A 17,981-nucleotide genomic window follows, 5' to 3' on the forward strand; every position below is an offset into this window, starting at 1 on the left:
CGCTCACTCGCCAACCCCGCCCCCCAAGGAGACCACCCATGCTCACCCTTCTTCCGGCCGTCGACGTCGCCTACGGCAAGGCCGTCCGGCTGCTGCGCGGCGAGGCCGGCAGCGAGACCGACTACGGCAACCCCGTCGACGCCGCCCGTGACTGGGTGGCGGCCGGCGCGCAGTGGATTCACCTGGTGGACCTGGACGCGGCCTTCGGACGCGGCACCAATGCCCCCCTGCTCGCCCGGATCGTCGGCGAGGTGGATGTCAAGGTCGAGCTGTCCGGCGGCATCCGCGACGACGCGTCGCTGGACCGGGCCCTGGCCGCCGGGGCCGCACGAGTGAACCTGGGTACGGCCGCCCTGGAGGACCCCGAGTGGACCGAACGGGTCATCGCCGAGCACGGGGACAAGATCGCGGTGGGCCTGGACGTGCGCGGCACCACCCTGGCCGCCCGCGGCTGGACCCAGGAGGGTGGGGACCTGTGGGAGACCCTGGCCCGTCTGGACGCCGCCGGCTGCGCCCGCTACGTGGTCACCGACGTCACCAAGGACGGCACCCTCATGGGGCCTAACATCGACCTGCTGCGCCAGGTCTGTGAGCGCACCGCGGCCCCCGTGGTCGCCTCCGGTGGCATCGCCCACCTGGACGACCTGCGCGCGCTGGCCCGCCTGGAGAGCTACGGCCTGGAGGGTGCCATCGTCGGCAAGGCGCTTTACAACGGCAACTTCACCCTCCAAGACGCACTGGCCGTCTGCCGCGGCGAAGGGGACCAGGAGGCGCACTGATGCCCGATTCCCCCGACATCCCCGACGTGCCCACCGAAGGCAACGGCTCGGAACTGAATCCGGACCTGCAACTGGCGGCCGCCCTGGCCGCCCGCAACCGGCTGGAGCAGCTGCTGGCCGCCCCGACCCCCTTCGCCACCGACGACGGCGCCGCCGACCCCGCCGTGACCGCCGCCCTGGAAGCACAGGGACTGCCCCGCCACGAGTACCTGGACCGGCTGCTTGCCGCGCTGGCCGCCAGTCGGCTGATCGTGCCGGTCGCCGCCCACGCCGTCGGCGGGCCCACGCGCATCCACCTGGGGCGAAACGCGCCGGCCGTCCCCGTGCACGAGCCCCACACCGCCGACCCCGCCGAGGACGCCGCGGACCTGGCCGTCCAGCTGCCCGACGGGCACCGCGCCCTACCGGTGTTCACGTCCGCGGCGGCCGCCGCGGCCTGGCGTGAAGATGTGCGTCCCGTGCCCGTGACCCCGCGTCGCGCCGCAGAGGTCGCCTGCCTGCTAACCGACCAGTTGTGGGTACTGGACCCGGGCACGCGCGACCTGCGCCTGCCCCGGCCCGCCGTAGTCGCCCTGGCCGGGGGAGAGGACTGGATCCCGTCGTGGCGCAACCAGCCGGTGCAGGCCGAGGTGGCCGCTCAGTTGGGCGCCATCGATGGGGTGACCGGGGTTGCCTTCGCTCCCGGCGAGGACGCCGAACTGCGCGTGTTCATCCGCGTGGACGCCTCCGCCGGCACGCCCGCCGTGGCCGCCACCCTGGAGCAGTGCCAGTACGTGATGGTCAACCCGGCCTGGGGTGAACTCATCGACACCGTGGAGTTGTGCCCCGTCCCCGCTTGACGGGGCCCCGGCGTGCGGGGCGTATGGGCAGACTCACGTTCGCACTCCGCCGCCCGGCGCGCCCACAGCGGGCCGGGCCTGCTAATATCGGGCACCGACCGGCCGGAGGCTCCGTCTCCGGCACGCAAGCGGAGAAATCCCACCTGGGTTCCCGAAGGGAGCCGGGTCATGCGAGGAGCGATCCTCGCGGTCGCCGCCCTCTTGGGCTCTGCGGCCGTGCTCCGACGAGCACATGAACGGCCTTCGCGCGCGTATGCGGCGAAGGCCTTCTTCGTTGCGGCGGTCACCACTTCCAAGAGTGAGGAACAGTCATCAGCGAGCCCCGTATCAACGAACGGATCCGCGTCCCCGAGGTGCGACTTGTCGGCCCCAGCGGTGAGCAGGTCGGCATTGTCCGGGTGGAGGACGCTCTCCGCCTGGCCGAAGAGGCAGGTCTCGACCTCGTAGAGGTCGCTCCCGACGCACGCCCCCCGGTGTGCCGGCTCATGGACTACGGCAAGTTCAAGTACGAGTCGGCCATGAAGGCACGCGACGCCCGGCGCAACCAGGCCAACACCCAGCTCAAGGAGATCCAGTTCCGCCCCAAGATCGACGAGCACGACTACGCCACCAAGATGGGGCACGTCGAGCGCTTCCTCAAGGGCGGGGACAAGGTCAAGTGCATCGTCCGCTTCCGCGGACGCGAGCAGTCCCGCCCGGAGCTGGGCATTCGGCTGCTCCAGCGCGTAGCCGAGGAGGTCTCCGAGCTGGGCACCATCGAGTCCCACCCCCGTCAGGACGGCCGCAACATGGTCATGGTCCTGGCTCCCACCCGCAAGAAGGCGGAGGTCAAGTCCGACCAGCGCCGTCGCCGCGAGGCGGCACGCGCCAGCCGCCGGGCCGAGAAGCAGGCCGCCAAGGCGGCCCGCGAGGCCAAGGCGGAGGCGAAGGCCGCCGAGGCGGCGAGCGGGGGCGAGTAACAGCGCCCCAGCACCAGCCCGCCGCCGGCGGGTAAGTCACGACCCAGCCCCGTCACCCGACGAGGTCAGCAGCCCCCGACCCAAGCGGCGCCGGGGACCGAGAATGAGGAAATAAACATGCCGAAGAACAAGACGCACTCCGGTGCCAAGAAGCGCTTCCGGGTCACCGGCAGCGGCAAGCTCATGCGCGAGCAGGCCGGTAAGCGCCACCTGCTGGAGGTCAAGTCCTCCCGCCGCAAGCGCAGGCTGTCCAAGGACCAGGCCGTATCCCCGGCCGACGCCCGCCAGGTCAAGAGGCTGCTCGGTCGCTGACCGGCCCATAACACTTAAAGGAGTCATCACATGGCACGTGTGAAGCGGGCTGTTAACGCCCAGAAGAAGCGTCGTACCGTCCTCGACCGGGCCTCCGGCTACCGCGGTCAGCGCTCCCGCCTGTACCGCAAGGCCAAGGAGCAGGTCACCCACTCCGGCGTATACGCCTTCCGCGACCGCCGCGCGCGCAAGGGCGACTTCCGTCGCCTGTGGATTCAGCGCATCAATGCCGCCGCTCGCGCCGAGGGCATGACCTACAACCGGTTCATCCAGGGCCTCGGCCTGGCCGGCGTGGAGGTCGACCGCCGCATGCTCGCCGAACTGGCCGTCAACGAGCCCGCCGCCTTCAAGGCGCTGGTCGAGACCGCCCGCAAGGCGCTGCCCGCGGACGTCAACGCCCCCAAGGCCTGAGCCATCGGCGCCCGACACCGTCGGCGCATCCGGCCGCCGCGCGCGGCCGCAACACTTGAGACGGCTCCTCACCCATGGCTCCACCAACCGGCGGGGCACGGGGGAGGGGCCGCCTCGTTTTTCCCGGTAACCTGCCGCTCATGAGCACGAGCGCGATCCTGAACAATCCCACGGCCACCCGCATTACCCGCGTGGCCGGACTGGTCCGCCGCGCCGCCCGCAGCAAGTACCGGCGCTTCGTGGTGGAGGGTCCGCAGGGCGTGCGCGAGGCCGTCAACTACGCCGCCGGGCACGTGCTGGACGTCTACTTCACCGAGGAGGCGGCTCGGGCTCACGCCGATATTGCCGACGCCGCCGCTTCCGCCGGGCTGTACACCCACCTGGTGACCCCCGAGGTCATGCGCGCCATGAGCGCGGACGCCCAGGGCGTACTCGCCGTCGTCGATACTGGGGCGGTGGCGGCGCCACCGGAGACGGGGACCGGCGGGGGAGGAACCGGGGCGGCTTCTGCCGGCACGGAGGCCGACACCGTCGGGAGCGAGGCGGGGCTCTCCTCCGATTCCACCCTGGCGGCGGCCCTGTCCGGGGCGCGCCTGGTGGCGGTGCTCACTGAGGCGCAGGATCCCGGCAATGCGGGCACCATCATCCGCGCCGCCGACGCCGCGGGCGCCGACGCTGTCGTGCTCGTCAAGGGCGGCGTGGATCCGACGAACCCAAAGGTCGTGCGCGCCACGGCCGGCTCCCTGTTCCACCTACCGGTGCTGGCCGGCGTCGAACTGTCGGACGCTGTGCGGGCATTGCGGGCGGCGGGGCTGAGGCTGCTGGCCGCCGACGGGCACGGCACCGTGAGTCTATTTGACGCCGAGGCGGAGTTGGCGGCGCCGTCGGCCTGGCTGCTGGGCAACGAGGCCCACGGGCTTGCCCCCGCGGCCCTGGACGCGGCGGATACGGTGGTCTCGATCCCCATCTACGGTCGGGCCGAGTCCCTGAACGTCGCCTCCGCCGCCGCCATCTGCCTGTACGCCAGTGCCCGGGCGCAGCATCTCGGTTAAGCGCGTCGAGCCGCGTCTCAACCATCGAGACGGTGCTGTGATGCTGCTCCCAGCACGTCCGAATGCTGAATACCCGCGCACCTGTTCCCAGGTCTCGAGTGCTACTGTGCGTCCGGCGAGCACCGTGCGGTCCACCCGGATTGCGGTCGGTCGCCGCGAATCCGAACCGGAGGGAAACAGTGGTCATGCGAATGTGTTGCTGTAGCTGTCGCTGAGGCAGCTCCAGTCCCATTCGCCCTTTAACCCTTTAATACGAGAAGAGGCTCCTATGCCTGCTCCCGCCAACCCTTCCATCCCTGAGCGCCCGCTCGTGCGCATCAGTCACGTCAGCAAGTACTACGGCGACTTCAAGGCGCTCGACGACGTCTCGCTGGACATTCACCGCGGTGAGGTGGTCGCCGTCATCGGCGCCTCCGGCTCCGGCAAATCCACTCTGTGCCGCACCATCAACCGGCTCGAGACGATCCAGTCCGGCACCATTGAGATCGACGGCGAACTCCTGCCCGAGGAGGGGCGTGAACTGGCCCGCCTGCGCGCCGAGGTGGGCATGGTCTTCCAGTCCTTCAACCTGTTCCCGCACCGCACGGTGCTGGACAACATCACCCTCGCGCCCACCCGCGTGCGCAAGGTGCCCAAGGCCGACGCCGAGGACCGCGCCCTCCAGCTGCTCGAGCGTGTGGGGCTTGCCGACCAGGCCGGCAAGCGCCCGCCGCAGCTGTCCGGGGGACAGCAGCAGCGGGTGGCGATCGCCCGCGCCCTGGCGATGGACCCCAAGATCATGCTCTTCGACGAGCCCACCTCCGCCCTGGACCCGGAGATGATCAACGAGGTCCTCGACGTCATCAAGGACCTGGCCGCCGAGGGCATGACCATGCTCGTGGTCACCCACGAGATGGGCTTCGCCCGCTCCGTCGCCGACCGCGTCGCCTTCATGGACGGCGGTCAGATCGTTGAACTGGGTGCACCCGCCGAGTTCTTCGCCGCCCCGCGCACCGAGCGCGCCCGTGACTTCCTGTCCAAGGTACTCAGCCACTGAGCTGGGCATTAACAACCGCTATAGCTGCTCCTTCAGCCACAGTCGAAAGGAACCCCCCATGTCTGTTCTTACCGGCCTGTCTCGCCGTACCCTGCTGACCACCGCCGGCGCCGCCTCGATCGCCGCCGCGCTGGCGGCCTGCGCCGATACCGGCGCCGACGGCCAGGCGGTCGACGCCTCCGCCTCGTCCGGCGTGGACTACGACACCGTCATCAACTCCGGTCCCGTCGCCTCCGACGACGTCGTTGCCGCCTCCACCTGGGCGTCGGCCGTTCGCGAGGCCGGTAAGTTCGTCACCGGCGGCACCAAGACCTCCGAGGTGTTCTCCCTGGAGGACCCCGCTACCGGCGAGATCACCGGCTTCGACGCCGGCCTCGCGCAGCTCCTGGCGCGCTACATCATCGGCGGGGATGACGCACGCTCCCTGCTGGAGGTGACCCAGGTGACCTCCGACACACGCGAGACCATGATCGAGAACGGCCAGGTCGACGCCGTCTTCGCCACCTACACGATTACCTCCGAGCGCGCCGAGAAGATCTCCTTCGCCGGCCCCTACTACTCCTCCGGTCAGTCCGTCCTCGTGCGTGCCGACGACTCTGACATCAACGGCGTCGACGACCTGGCCGGTGTGAAGGTCGCAGTCCAATCCAACTCCTCCTCCGGGCCCGCCCTGGACGAGGCCGCGCCCGACGCCGAGCAGGTGCAGTTCACCGACCACGCCAGCTGCGTCGCCGCGCTCGAGGCCGGCCAGGTGGACGCCTACGTCGTCGACCAGTCCCTTGAGCTCAGCGAGGTGCAGTCCAACGACGCCGTCAAGATCGTCGGCGACCCCTTCACCGAGGACCCCTACGGCATCGGCCTGCCCAAGGACTCCGACGCCCAGGAGTTCGTCAACACCTTCCTGCAGACCATCTACGACGACGGCACCTGGAACGCCATCTGGGAGGCCACGATCGGCACCATCATTGGTGGCGAGGCACCCGAGCCGCCCGCCATCGGCTCCGTCCCCGGCTCCGAGACGGACGCCGCAACCGCGGCGGCCACCGACTGACCTCGGTCGGACGGCTCGGGCCAACATCAATCCGCTCGCAAAGCACTGTGGCTGGGGCGGCCCGCCTTCCGAGGCGGCCGCCCCAACGCTCCGGAGGAGGCGCCCATGAACGTCATCACCGATAACCTCGGCATGCTCGGCCAGGGGTTGGTCACGACCCTGACAATCGCCTTCATCGGCTACGCGTGCGCGCTCGTCGTCGGCACGGTGATCGCGATCTTCCGGGTCAGCCCGATCCCGCCGCTGCGCGCGCTCGGCGCCGCCTGGGTGACGGTGGCCTGCAACATCCCCACCCTGTGCCTGATGATCCTGGCCGCCTTCGCCGCGCCGCGGGCCGGCGTGCCCCTGTCCCTGTTCGCCGCCGCCGTCACCGCCATCGTGTTCTCCGCCTCCGGCTTCGTGTGCGAGACGGTGCGCTCCGGCATCAACTCCGTGTCCAAAGGTCAGATCGAGGCGGCCCGGGCCCTGGGCATGCCCTTCGGGCTGATCATCGGCGCGGTGGTGCTGCCCCAGGCTCTGGCCCGCACCATTCAGCCACTGGTCAACATCTTCATCTCCTGCCTGATCGGCTCCTCCCTGGCCGCCGCGATCGGCGTGCCCGAGTTGACCAACGTCACCCAGCAGCTGAACCTGCGCTACGCGCAGGCGGTGATCACCTTCCTCACCTCCGGACTGACCTACCTGGCCATTGCCTTCCTGGCCACCAAACTCGGCGGCCTGCTCGAGCGCCGTATTACCGGACGGGAGGCCCACGCATGAGTGCCCTGACCACGCCCACCCCCGCCCGCACATCCGGCGCCGCTGACGCCGATCTGCTCTTCGACGCCCCGGGCCCCAGGGGACGACGCCGCATCCTCATCGGATCGGTGCTGGTGACCCTGATTGTCTTGGCGCTTATTGCTGGTGCGCTGGTGCAGCTCGGCCAGGCGGGCCAGCTCGCCTATCCGAAGTGGCGCTACTTCCTGGGGCAGTCAGTGGTCGGCTACCTCGGGCGCGCCCTGGCCGACACCCTGCTGGTCACCGCCGTGGGTGCGGCCCTGTCCTTCCCGCTGGGCATCTTGTTGGGCTGGGCACGCATGAGCCGTTCGACGGCGGTACGTACCGTCGTCGGTGGCTGGATCGACACCATGCGCGCCATACCCATGCTGCTGTTGATCTACTTCTTCCTGCTGGCGGTGCCGCGCTGGGGGCTTACCCTGTCTCCCTTCTGGATGCTGACCGTGCCCATCGTCATGTGCTCCTCGGCGACGACGGCGGAGGTCTTCCGCTCCGGGGTGCTCGCACTGGAACACGGTCAGAGTGAGGCCTCCCAGGCGCTGGGACTCAACGCAGGCCAGACCATGCGGCTGGTGCTGGCACCGCAGGCACTGCGGCTAATGCTGCCGACGTTGATCACCCAGCTGGTGACGATTCTGAAGGACTCATCACTGGGTTATGTGGTCGCGTACACGGAGCTGATGTACGCCGGGCGCCTGCTCACCTCTTCGGCACGCGTCACCGCGCACCTGGACGTTTATCTGCCCGCCTACGTGATCATCGCGGTGATCTACGTACTCATCAACTGGGCGCTGGGTGTGCTGGCCAGGCGCGTGGAGGCGCGCACCCGCTGAGACGGCCTATTCGAGAGCCGTTGGTGTCACTGGATGCACCACTTTTGATGGTCGAGTAGTTAGGACAGGCGCGTGTACCCCTGGATGTCGGAGGAGGAGCCTGATGCTTATGTGGAGCCGACCGGGAAAGTGGTGCATCTGGTGACAGGAAAGCGGTGTGGTACCGGTAGCGGTATGCCTCTGGACTATGCGCGCCGCCTCCAGTAGCCCGCCAGCGCGACGGTCAGGGCGACGGGCAGATGAGTATGGGGCGCGCAGACGCGACTCCGCGACTGATGCGGTGATGACCGGGAGGGGCTAGCCGACGAATGACGCGATGGCGGTTACAGCAGCCAGGGCGAGCATGCCCAGGCAGTTGATCCACAGTTCGCGGCCCATGAACCCTGCCCTGATGTGGGCGACGACGGCGCATAGGAAGTAGCAGATCACGCCCGTGCAGGCGGCGAGCGCGACTCCGGGCACTCTCAGCCCGACCAGGAGGCCTGCGGCCGCCAAGACCTTGATGACTATAAGAGTCCACCACCACTGCCGCGGAAATCCGACTCCGGTGAGGCAGTTACGGATGAAGGAAGGAGGTCGCAGCGACAAGGTGGCGTCACCCAGCAGTACAACTGCGAGGAGGACCACCAGCCACGGAAAGTGAGGGAGCAGCGTCATTGGTTGTGCTCCTCGTTGGAGGCTGTCAGGAGCGGGCGGATCGCGTCGCGCACTCGGCTACAGAGTGCGTCTATCCCGGTTCCTGGCAGGGATGCCCATTCGAGAAGCGCGCCCAGGTAGGCAAGATACGCAGTTGTGGCACGCTGTTTGGCGGCCGTCATCGAGCAGCCGGTAGCCGCGGCAAAGACGTCTTGGAGTTCGTTGATCAACTTCTCCCGCAGTTCGCTGAAGACTCTCGAACTGTGAGCGCCGGAGATGAGCACCGCTCCGTAGGACCGCGCGAGGTCTGGGCTACTGGCGAACAGCTCGATGAAGGGAAAGAGGATATCGAGGATCGCCTCCGAGCCGCCGTTAACACCTTCGGACTGTACTGGCGCGTGACTGGTTCGCGGGGAGGTGGTGTGCAGGGCTTCTATGTGTTCGTCGAAGCATGCAACCAGCAAGCCACTCTTGTCTCCGACGTGCATGACGGTGCCCACGCTGACAGCAGCGTCTGCCGCGATGTCTTTGATGGTCGTCGCACGGAAGCCTCTCTCCTCGAACAGTCTTCGGGAACTTGCTAGGACCTTGGCTCTGGTGGCGGCACGGGCTTCAATGCGCGTGGGCACGAACTCTCCTCCGGATTGCCGTGAATCTGTTCATTGAACGGGTTCGTTGAGCGTGTTCAGTAAGAGTAGCCCGCGTCCGGCTTGAGTGCAATACCAACACCAACGATGAGTTGGGGGCGCCGAGGTGCTAGACGCCGGTGCGTAGGCGCACACCACCGACTGCCGCTATTCACGGGCGTGACATGCCCCAATCGAGGCGGATCATTACTATCTCAGCCGTCAGATCCTCGAACGGTCATGGGTTGGCCGATTAGGAGAACAGATGAGCAAGATTCGTGTCGCCATCGTCGGCGTGGGCAACTGCGCGTCGTCGCTGGTGCAGGGCGTTGCCCACTACGCCGACGCCGAGCCGACCGACAAGGTCGGCGGCCTGATGCACGTCCAACTCGGCGACTACCACGTCTCGGACATCGAGTTCGTGGCCGCCTTCGACATCGACGCCGCCAAGGTCGGACTTGACCTGGCCGACGCCATCAACGCCTCCGAGAACAACACCATCAAGATCGCCGACGTCGCCCCCACCGGCGTAAGGGTGCAGCGCGGCGTCACCCTCGACGGCTTCGGCAAGTACTACCGCGAGACCGTTCAGGAGTCCAGTGAGCCTCCGGTCGACGTGGTCCAGGCGCTCAAGGACGCCCAGGTCGACGTTGTGGTCTCTTACCTGCCCGTCGGCTCGGAGGAGGCCGACCGCTACTACGCCCAGTGCGCCATTGACGCCGGCTGCGCCTTCGTCAACTGCCTGCCGGTATTCATCGCCTCCGATCCGGCCTGGGCACAGAAGTTCACCGACGCCGGCCTGCCGATCATCGGCGACGACATCAAGTCTCAGATCGGCGCCACCATCACCCACCGGGTGCTGGCGCGTCTGTTCGAGGAGCGCGGCATCACCATCGACCGCACCTACCAGCTCAACGTCGGCGGCAACATGGACTTCAAGAACATGTTGGAGCGCGAGCGGCTGATGTCGAAGAAGATCTCCAAGACCCAGGCGGTCACCTCCAACGTCTCCACGCAATTCGCCGAGAAGGACATTCACGTCGGCCCCTCCGATTACGTCGGCTGGCTGGACGACCGCAAGTTCGCCTTCGTGCGCCTGGAGGGGCGCAACTTCGGCGGCGCCCCCGTCAGCCTTGAGTACAAGCTCGAGGTCTGGGACTCCCCGAACTCCGCCGGCGTGGTCATCGACGCCATCCGGGCCGCCAAGATCGGCCTGGATCGCGGCATCGGCGGTCCGCTGCTGTCTCCGGCATCCTTCTTCATGAAGTCTCCGCCGGAGCAGCGTCCCGACGAGGAGGCCATGGACTCTACCGAAGCCTTCATCCGGGGTGAGGTCGAGCGCTGATCGCTCGTTCCGCCATGCACACACGCAGGTCGGCCCGCAGCAACTCATGGCTGCTGCGGGCCGACCTGCGTACTTGTGAGTCAAGCCGGTCGTCGTGCTGACCGCGTTTGTCCAGTTGGACCGCGTTCTTCTACTTGGGCCGTCTGAGAGCGCGTACAAGGCGTTCCAAGTGGGTGGGCACTTCAAGGCGAAGCCCGGCGGTGCCCTGGGAATCAATCATCTGGGGGCGTGCTACTGATCCCGGTTCTGGTGTGTATCGAGCTCCATCAACAGCGTTCTCAAGGCGGTCCGTCCGGCGGGGGAGAGGGAGCTGCGGATGCCGGAGTCCAGCGCTTCGGCCGCCACAGCAGCACTGGCGAGCAGCCGCCGCCCCTCGGGGGTGATTTCGATCTTGTGAGTCCGGCGATCGCTGCGGCTGCGGGTCTTGCTCACGGCTCCGAGGTCCACGAGTTGGTCCACCAGCGTGACCACCAGGCTCGGTGCCACGTGCAGCTGGGTCGCGATCTGACGCTGCGAGGTCGCCAGCCCGGCGTCTATGACGGCCAGCAGGCCCACTTGTTTGTGGGACAACCCGGACGGCGCGATCCTTTCGGAGAAATCCCGGGTGATCTGTGCGCCGAGCATGCCCAGCCGAAAACATGCGGCGGACAGGATCGCCTCGCCGCCATCCTCTGCGCTGCCGGCCCCTGTTGTCTTCATGGTTATGATGGTACTCTATTGAATCATTCAATATTGAACGATCTAGCTAGGTGGTTGACATGCCGTGGTGGTTGGCGCTTCTCAACTCAGTCATGGGAGTCGCGTCGGTGATTGCTGCTGCGGCGGCGTTGCTCCGCCCGGAGTTGCTGGCGCCTGGCGGCACGGGCACCGACGTTGACCGCTTCTATCCGGCGATGTATGCGGCCAGGGCGGTGCCGCTTGGTGTGGTGGTTGTGTGCGTCGTCTGGTTTACGCCCGTGTATCCGCTGACCCAGTTCGTCTTGGCCGTTGCCGCGCTCGCTCAGCTCGGTGATGTGGCGATCGGTGTTGCGCGCCGGCAGCCTGGCATGGCGGGCGGTGCTGTCGCTGCGGCCGCATGTCACCTGGCCGGACTTGCCGCGCTTCAGTAAGCGGTTCAGACACCTGGCAGGTCCCGGCGTCGGTAGGCCACCTGGCCGACGGCGGCACCGAGGGCACCGATAGCCGTCTGCACCGCCAGCGGTGCCCAGTCGGGGTCGCCGACGACGTCGAGGTGGTGCCCAAGCACGCTCAGGTCTTGCGCCCAGGTCGGCAACTCCACCAGTCCACCGAAGAAACGAGCGAACACGCTCCAGGCAAGTACTGCCCACACGACCCCGAAGCGCCGTGGTGCCACGCCGACCACCGCCAGGGCGATGCCGATCGCCGCCAGCGCTCCGGGCAGCTGGCTGACGGTGAACACGAAGGCCCGGCCCACGGCATGGTCCTCGGCGAGTTGAGAACCCGTCGCGGCGGCGAGCACGCCGCCGGAGAGCACCAGCAGGCCGAAGGCCTCAACCGCGGCCACACCGCCCAGCACCACGAACAACCGGGTCCGTGACAGCCCGACCGCGTAATCGACGTCGATCAGGCCGGACCGTTCCTCCAGAACGACGACGTTGATCCGCTGCACCGCGGCCACCGCGACGAGCAGGGCAGTCATTATTGTGAGCAGCGACAGGTACTGCTGGACCGGGCTGCCGGCGGCCATTTTCCCGACATACGAACCGGTCGCCGACCCCGGCTCCAGCAGGCCGGTGAGATTTCCCGCCATGGCACCGAACAATGCGGAGAAGGAGGCCACCGCTACCGCCCACGCCAGGGTCGCGCGCGCGGACAGGCGCGTTAGTAGGTCGGCGTAGCCGTGGATCCGCCAGCGGTGTCTGTCGGCGGAGTGGTCGGGCAGGTAGCCGTCCGCGTACTCCCGGTGGGCGTACAGGGCTCCGGCCGCCGCCACCAGGGCAACGCATGTCGCGGCGCACAGGGCCAGTGGCATGGGGTCGTCGTCGGTGTAGGGAGCCGCCAGGTCGCGCCAGCCCAGGGGCGTGAGCCACCGCAGCCAGGCGGCACCGAGCTCATCCGCCGCCACCCGCAGCGCGAACCCCACCGTTAGGGTCACCAGGGCGAGCAATCGCGCTTGGCTCGCCCGCCGATACAACTGACAGCCCAACGCCGTCAGACCGATGAAGGCCCAGCCGGTCACCGCGACCGCGCCCGCCAGCATCCAAGCCCCAACAACCGTCATCTCGGTCACGAATCGAGCCACGCCGGTTAGAACCAGGCCGACGCCGAGTCCGAACCCTGCAACCGCCCCGTTGCACACAAGCACCGGCGCTGCGAAGGGAGTCGCCCACCCCACTCCCGCCGCATGCTGTACCTCGACCAGGCCGTCCTCCTCGTCGGCGCGCATTGTCCTGGTGACCAATAGCACCGCCATGAGACTCACGCAGAACAACAGGTAAGTGCCCGTCTCCCACTGCACCAGTTGCCCGATCCGTCCCGGCAACGGCAGGACGCCGTACAGCAGGCGGGTCCCCGGCGTATCGCGCATGCTCTGTACGAGCAGCTCCCGGGTCTGTGGCGAGGGATACACGCGTTCATACGCCGGGGGAGTGACAGCCGCCAGCAGCCATGGGGGCAGGCACCAGGCCAGGACCTGCCACCGCAGGCGTGCCACAGCAGATGCACGGTCGGGCGCAGCCCATGGACAGGCGCAGTTGCCTGCGGCCTGGGTGCGGCGCGCATCCGTACGGGAAGGTGCTCGGCGCGAGTTGTCACAAGCTGACCCGCCTCCCGCCGGCCGACCGGTGGATCGCCGCCGCGAAGTCTGGGTCGGCCAGCATCAGGTCGAGCAGTGCGCCGGTGAAGACTCGGTGGACTTTGAGCGGATAGCTTATGGTCGAGAGGACCCCGGCCAAATCCCATAGGGCTCGCCCCAGCGCGCCCTCGGGAAGGTCGTTCAGGATAGCCAGCGAACTCTGCTTGTGCCGCAGGGCCAGTGCCCACGACTCCTGCGCCAGCTCGACCGCACCGGCCTCACCCGTCTGCTCCAATTCGGCGAAGGCGCATATCTGTCGGGCGCACGCGTCGCGCTCGGCGGCGTCGAGCTCCGCAATGAACCGGCCCGCACTGGCGGGAATCATCTCGCGCGCGGCGAGCGTCATCATGAGGCGCCGTTCCCCGGTCAGGACCTGCAAGGCCCGGTCCCCGGCCGGGGCCTCCAGGCCGCGTATCCGGCGGGCGACGTCGTCGTAGAAGCAGGTGAGTGCAGTGGGCAATGGTGAGGGAGGGTCGCCGCCGGCAACCCGGGCGATGAGCTCATCGACGCGATCGGCCTGTTCACGCAGCGCCCGCTGCCGTTCCTCGATGTTCTCACGTGCCGAACGCAGGTCCCGCAGGATTGCCTCGCGATCCGTGCCCCGCGCATCCGCGGCGAGAATCTGTGCGACTTGGGTCAGGGACAGGCCGCGGTCCGCCAGCCAGCGGATGCGCAGCAGCCGCGCCAGATGTTCGACGCCGTAGTCCCGGCGCCCTCCCGCCGACGGCGGTACCGGCAGCAGGCCGAGCCGGTGGTAGTGGCGTACCGCCCGTGTGGTGGTGCCGGCGAGGTCGGCCATCTCCTTGACACGCATGCCCACATCCCAGCAAGCGACCCTGCGTCGCTGTCAATTGCCAGGCAGAGGCGGTACGCACGTAGCCCTCGATTCACCCGGCTCCACTCAGGTTGCGGCGTCGGTAGGCCACCAGGCCGACGGCGGTACCGAGGACGCCGATAGCCGTCTGCACCGCCAGCGGCACCCAGTCCGGGTCGCCGACGACGTCGAGGTAGTGCCCAAGCACGCTCAGGTCCTGCGCCCAGGTCGGCAGATCCATCATGCCGCCCAGCAGCCTGGCGAAGGCGCTCCAGGCGATCACTGCCCACACGAGGCCAAAACGTCGCGGCGCCACGCCGACCACCGCCAGCGCAATGCCAATCGCCGCCAGCAGGCCGGGCAGCTGGGTGACGGTGAACACGAAGGCCCGCTCCACTGCATGATCCTCGGTCACCTGCGTGGCCGTGACTGCGGCCAGCACGGCCCCGCACAGCACCAGCAGAATCGTCCCCACCGCTGCCGCCGAGACTGCCTGCATCAGGAACAGACGCCGGCGCGGCACCCCGACGGCGGCCTCGGCCTCCACCAGTCCGGCGTCCTCATCGGCGGCGAGCCGACCCGCCTGCCCAGTCGCCGCCACCGCGATCAGCAGCACCATCATCACGGTCATCAGCGACATGAACTGTTCCATCATGTCGGCGCCGGCCTGTACCAGCATGTTCACGTATTCGGCGATGCGCTCGTCCCGCATCATGTCCAGGATGCCCTCGGTCATAGAGCCGAATAACGCCGAGAAACAGGCAATCGCCGCGGCCCAAGCCAGTGTTGTGCGTGTGGACAGGCGCGTTAGTAGGTCGGCGTAGCCGTGGATCCGCCAGCGGCGCCCGCTGGTGGCCCGGTCGGGCAGGTAGCCGTCCGCATACTCCCGGTGGGCGTACAGGGCTCCGGCCGCCACCACCAGGGCAACACATATCGCGGCGCACACGGCCAGCGGCAGGGGGTCATCATCGGTGTAAGGGGCGACCAGGTCGCGCCACCCCAGCGGCGTGAACCACCGCAGCCAGGTGAGCTCCCATTGGTCGGCGGCCACCCGCACCATGAAGGCGACCCCAACACATGCCAGGGCCAGCGGGCGGGCGCCGGCGGCGCTGCGCGCCAACTGGCAGGCCACGGCGGCCAGGCCTGCGAAGCCCCAGCCGACGACGGCGGTCACTCCGGCCAACGCCCATCCGCCCGCCGCGGGAAGCGACTCGATCTGCGTGGCCTCGGCCGCGAGCGTGCCGCCCACCAAGGCGGCCAGGACGCCGACCGCCGCCCAGATAACCAGCACCGGGGCGAGGAAGGGCACCCACCTACCGGTGCCAGTGTCCCGCAACAGCTCGGTCAGGCCCTCGTCCTCGTCCGCGCGCAACAGGCGGCAGGTCAACAGCACCGCCATAAGCGCGGTGCACACCAGCAGGTAGGTGGCGCCCTCCCACTGCACCAGCTGACCGATGGTGCCCGGGTCGGGAAGCTCGCCGTACAGCAGGCGCGTGCCCGGGGAGGCCCGCAGCGCCTCGACCACCGCATTGCCGCCCCCACCACCGGCGTCACCGGCTTCGGAGAAGTAGGCGTCCTGATAAGCCGGCGCGAAGGACGCCAGGCCCAGCCACAGGGGCAGGATCCAGGCGAGCGCCTGCACACGCAGCCTCCGGGCGGTCAGTCGCAGCGCGCGGCGCAAGCCGCGCAGATCGTCGTGGGCGCTCATCCGCGCACCTCCTCGTAGTGACGCAGGAACAGGTCCTCCAGGCTCGCCGGCCGGCAGATCACGTCGGTGGCTCCCTGCGCGGCGACCGCCGCCAGCACCGCCGGGACCCGGGCGGCGCCCACCTGCACGCTCAGGCGGCCGTCCTCCACAGTCAGCTCGTCCTCCAGCTGCGGCAGCGACGCGGCTATGCCGCGCAGCAGATCCGCGTCACCGCCGACCTCGATCTGGGTACGGGCCAGCTGCTGTAGCCGGGACAGGTCGCCCTGCTCCACCACACGGCCGTCCTTGATGATCGTCACGGCGCTACACAGGCGCTGCACCTCGGCGAAGATATGGCTGGACAGCAGCACGGTGCGCCCCTGGGCCGCGGCCCGGGTCACCTCATCCATGAAGACCTGCTCCATCAGGGGGTCCAGGCCGCTGGTCGGCTCGTCGAGAATCAGCAGGCTTGTCGGTGCGGCGAGTGCCGCCACCAGTGCCACCTTCTGCCGGTTGCCCTTGGAGTAGGTGCGCACCTTCTTGGTCGGGTCCAGGGCGAAGCGCTCGATCAGCTCGTCCTCCCGGGCGCGGTCCCGCTTGCCGCGCAGACCTGCCAGGGCGTCGAGCGCCTGTCCGCCGGTCAGGTTCGGCCACAGCGCCACATCCCCGGCCACGTATGACACTTCCCGGTTGATCTGAGGTGCCTCACGCCGGGGATCGCGCCCCAGCACGCGCACTCTGCCGCCGTCGGGGTGGTACAGGCCCAGCAGGGTGCGAATGGTCGTGGACTTGCCCGCTCCGTTCGGGCCGAGGAAGCCGTGCACCTGACCGGCGGCGACCTCCAGGTCCAGCCCGTCCAGGGCGGTGAAGCGCCCGAAGCGCTTGACCAGGCCCTGCACCCGAATCGGGGTTCCGGACGGACTCGTGGCGCCGACGGCGCGGCCCCTGTCTTTGCGTGTTGTCATCAATGGTGTCCTTTCATGAGAGTGTGGGTGGTGGGATCGGGATCAGGGACGGTCCGGAGCAGGAGCTGCTTACAGCGCGGGCTCGTCACCGGCCAGGCGCCGAATGACGGCGGCGAAGTCCGGGTCCGCCATGAGCAGCTCCAGGAAACGGTCGAGGTACAGGTGCTGTGCCGGTCCGGTGTAGGTGTCGGTGATCATCTGGGTCAGCCGCCAGGTGGTGCGACCCGGCGACCCGGTCGGAAAGTCGGAGAATGCGGCCAGCGCCGTAGACCGGTGCCGGAGGGTGTACTCCCAGGTCTCCTCGGCCAGGTCGACGGCCGCGGTACGGGCTTCCTCTCCGTGCAGCTGCTCCAGGCGGGCGATCTGGGCGTAGATGCGTACGCCCGCCTCCCACTCGGCGCCATCCAGCTCGGCCAGGAAGGTGCCAATGCTGTCGGGAATCAGGGCCAGGGCGGCCAGTGCCGTCACCACCTGCCGCTCGGCCCGCAGCCCGCGGGTATTCAGTCCCTCCTCCTCCAGGCGTGCCTGCACGGCGTCGTAGAAGCGCACCAGCAGCTGGGGGATGGGCTCGAGCCCCTCACCGTCCTCGACCCGGGCGATCAACTCGTCGATGCGGGCCTCCTGCGCCTGCAGCTCGCGGCGACGCGCAATGACCGTCTCACGAGTGGCCCGCAGGCTGTGCAGTACCGCCTCGCGGTCGGCGCCACCCGGATCCTGGGCGAGCACCTCGGCGATCTGCGCCAGGGGCAGCCCGCCGTCTGCGAGCCAACGGATCCGCATGAGCCGGGCCAGGTGCATTACGCCGTACTCCCGCCGCCCGCGCACGGTCGGCGGCACCGGCAACAGTCCCAGGCGGTGATAGTGACGCACCGCCCGCGGGGTTGTTCCGGCCAGATCGGACATCTCCTTGATGCGCATGCACCCATCCCAACAGGTGACGTAACGTCACCGTCAAGACCCGCCCGCGTATGCGTCCGCGCAACGCTGTAATGCATCGCCCACGGGCGAGGGCACGCTCCCAGGCGCGCATCTGAGACGATTTCG

Annotated in this window: 20 protein-coding genes; 12 read left to right on the forward strand and 8 right to left on the reverse strand. The window is 68.6% G+C overall.

The annotated features are described in order from the left end of the window. The first annotated feature begins 38 nt into the window (after window positions 1–38). The 10 genes from priA (at window position 39) to ACGLYG10_RS13755 (ending at window position 8,049) form a co-directional block, all read left to right on the forward strand. Entirely contained in the window at window positions 39–779 is a 741-nt protein-coding gene (gene priA, locus ACGLYG10_RS13710; RefSeq protein ID WP_073333152.1) for a bifunctional 1-(5-phosphoribosyl)-5-((5-phosphoribosylamino)methylideneamino)imidazole-4-carboxamide isomerase/phosphoribosylanthranilate isomerase PriA, read from the forward strand. Between the two features lie 71 nt (window positions 780–850). Beyond that, the gene (locus ACGLYG10_RS13715; protein ID WP_073333293.1) at window positions 851–1,618 is read left to right on the forward strand and encodes an SseB family protein; all 768 of its coding nucleotides are present in this window, start codon (window positions 851–853) and stop codon (window positions 1,616–1,618) included. A 326-nt stretch (window positions 1,619–1,944) separates the two neighbouring features. Beyond that, window positions 1,945–2,577 carry a translation initiation factor IF-3 gene (gene infC / locus ACGLYG10_RS13720; protein ID WP_258522127.1) on the forward strand — a complete coding sequence of 211 codons (633 nt, stop codon included), beginning with the start codon at window positions 1,945–1,947 and terminating at the stop codon, window positions 2,575–2,577. Between the two features lie 117 nt (window positions 2,578–2,694). After that, entirely contained in the window at window positions 2,695–2,889 is a 195-nt protein-coding gene (gene rpmI / locus ACGLYG10_RS13725) for a 50S ribosomal protein L35 (RefSeq protein WP_073333157.1), read from the forward strand. A 30-nt stretch (window positions 2,890–2,919) separates the two neighbouring features. Then, window positions 2,920–3,300, forward strand: a complete 381-nt coding sequence (gene rplT / locus ACGLYG10_RS13730) for a 50S ribosomal protein L20 (RefSeq protein ID WP_073333160.1) — start codon at window positions 2,920–2,922, stop codon at window positions 3,298–3,300. A 140-nt stretch (window positions 3,301–3,440) separates the two neighbouring features. Beyond that, window positions 3,441–4,352, forward strand: a complete 912-nt coding sequence (locus ACGLYG10_RS13735) for a TrmH family RNA methyltransferase (protein WP_244542688.1) — start codon at window positions 3,441–3,443, stop codon at window positions 4,350–4,352. Window positions 4,353–4,620: 268 nt separating this feature from the next. Then, the gene (locus ACGLYG10_RS13740) at window positions 4,621–5,388 is read left to right on the forward strand and encodes an amino acid ABC transporter ATP-binding protein (protein ID WP_073333165.1); all 768 of its coding nucleotides are present in this window, start codon (window positions 4,621–4,623) and stop codon (window positions 5,386–5,388) included. A 58-nt stretch (window positions 5,389–5,446) separates the two neighbouring features. Then, complete coding sequence (locus ACGLYG10_RS13745; protein WP_073333167.1) at window positions 5,447–6,439, forward strand: glutamate ABC transporter substrate-binding protein; 993 nt, start codon at window positions 5,447–5,449, stop codon at window positions 6,437–6,439. Window positions 6,440–6,544: 105 nt separating this feature from the next. Beyond that, on the forward strand, window positions 6,545–7,198 hold the full coding sequence (locus tag ACGLYG10_RS13750; RefSeq protein WP_073333169.1) for an amino acid ABC transporter permease: 654 nt from the start codon (window positions 6,545–6,547) through the stop codon (window positions 7,196–7,198). Next, a complete protein-coding gene (locus ACGLYG10_RS13755; RefSeq protein WP_073333171.1) occupies window positions 7,195–8,049 on the forward strand; it encodes an amino acid ABC transporter permease in 855 nt (284 codons plus the stop codon). Before ACGLYG10_RS13750 ends, ACGLYG10_RS13755 begins: the two co-directional genes overlap by 4 nt. Before the next feature lie 297 nt (window positions 8,050–8,346). Here the strand turns inward: ACGLYG10_RS13755 and ACGLYG10_RS13760 are convergent, their stop codons facing one another. Next, window positions 8,347–8,706, reverse strand: a complete 360-nt coding sequence (locus ACGLYG10_RS13760) for a DoxX family protein (protein WP_073333174.1) — start codon at window positions 8,704–8,706, stop codon at window positions 8,347–8,349. Continuing rightward, the gene (locus tag ACGLYG10_RS13765) at window positions 8,703–9,314 is read right to left on the reverse strand and encodes a TetR/AcrR family transcriptional regulator (RefSeq protein WP_073333177.1); all 612 of its coding nucleotides are present in this window, start codon (window positions 9,312–9,314) and stop codon (window positions 8,703–8,705) included. The genes ACGLYG10_RS13760 and ACGLYG10_RS13765 overlap by 4 nt, the downstream gene beginning before the upstream one ends. A 262-nt stretch (window positions 9,315–9,576) precedes the next feature. On the opposite strand from ACGLYG10_RS13765, the gene ACGLYG10_RS13770 reads away from it, so the two are divergent. Beyond that, a complete protein-coding gene (locus tag ACGLYG10_RS13770; RefSeq protein ID WP_073333179.1) occupies window positions 9,577–10,656 on the forward strand; it encodes an inositol-3-phosphate synthase in 1,080 nt (359 codons plus the stop codon). A gap of 231 nt (window positions 10,657–10,887) precedes the next feature. Here ACGLYG10_RS13770 and ACGLYG10_RS13775 read toward each other — a convergent pair whose 3' ends face one another. Next, a complete protein-coding gene (locus ACGLYG10_RS13775) occupies window positions 10,888–11,355 on the reverse strand; it encodes a MarR family winged helix-turn-helix transcriptional regulator (protein ID WP_073333182.1) in 468 nt (155 codons plus the stop codon). A 59-nt stretch (window positions 11,356–11,414) separates the two neighbouring features. Between ACGLYG10_RS13775 and ACGLYG10_RS13780 the strand changes: the two genes are divergently transcribed. Then, entirely contained in the window at window positions 11,415–11,765 is a 351-nt protein-coding gene (locus ACGLYG10_RS13780; protein WP_073333183.1) for a hypothetical protein, read from the forward strand. A 5-nt stretch (window positions 11,766–11,770) separates the two neighbouring features. Here the strand turns inward: ACGLYG10_RS13780 and ACGLYG10_RS13785 are convergent, their stop codons facing one another. The 5 genes from ACGLYG10_RS13785 to ACGLYG10_RS13805 all read right to left on the reverse strand — a co-directional run bounded on the left by ACGLYG10_RS13785 (window position 11,771) and on the right by ACGLYG10_RS13805 (window position 17,855). Continuing rightward, complete coding sequence (locus tag ACGLYG10_RS13785) at window positions 11,771–13,330, reverse strand: ABC transporter permease (RefSeq protein WP_073333186.1); 1,560 nt, start codon at window positions 13,328–13,330, stop codon at window positions 11,771–11,773. A gap of 97 nt (window positions 13,331–13,427) precedes the next feature. Next, window positions 13,428–14,285, reverse strand: coding sequence for a MerR family transcriptional regulator (locus ACGLYG10_RS13790; protein WP_073333189.1), 858 nt, complete (start codon window positions 14,283–14,285; stop codon window positions 13,428–13,430). Between the two features lie 73 nt (window positions 14,286–14,358). Next, window positions 14,359–15,993, reverse strand: coding sequence for an ABC transporter permease (locus tag ACGLYG10_RS13795; RefSeq protein ID WP_073333191.1), 1,635 nt, complete (start codon window positions 15,991–15,993; stop codon window positions 14,359–14,361). Then, on the reverse strand, window positions 15,990–16,937 hold the full coding sequence (locus ACGLYG10_RS13800) for an ABC transporter ATP-binding protein (protein ID WP_073333194.1): 948 nt from the start codon (window positions 16,935–16,937) through the stop codon (window positions 15,990–15,992). The genes ACGLYG10_RS13795 and ACGLYG10_RS13800 overlap by 4 nt, the downstream gene beginning before the upstream one ends. 69 nt (window positions 16,938–17,006) lie before the next feature. Then, window positions 17,007–17,855 carry a MerR family transcriptional regulator gene (locus ACGLYG10_RS13805; RefSeq protein WP_073333197.1) on the reverse strand — a complete coding sequence of 283 codons (849 nt, stop codon included), beginning with the start codon at window positions 17,853–17,855 and terminating at the stop codon, window positions 17,007–17,009. Between the last annotated feature and the right edge of the window lie 126 nt (window positions 17,856–17,981).

This window comes from Actinomyces glycerinitolerans (assembly GCF_900098745.1).
GTDB classification, from domain to species: Bacteria; Actinomycetota; Actinomycetes; order Actinomycetales; family Actinomycetaceae; genus Actinomyces; species Actinomyces glycerinitolerans.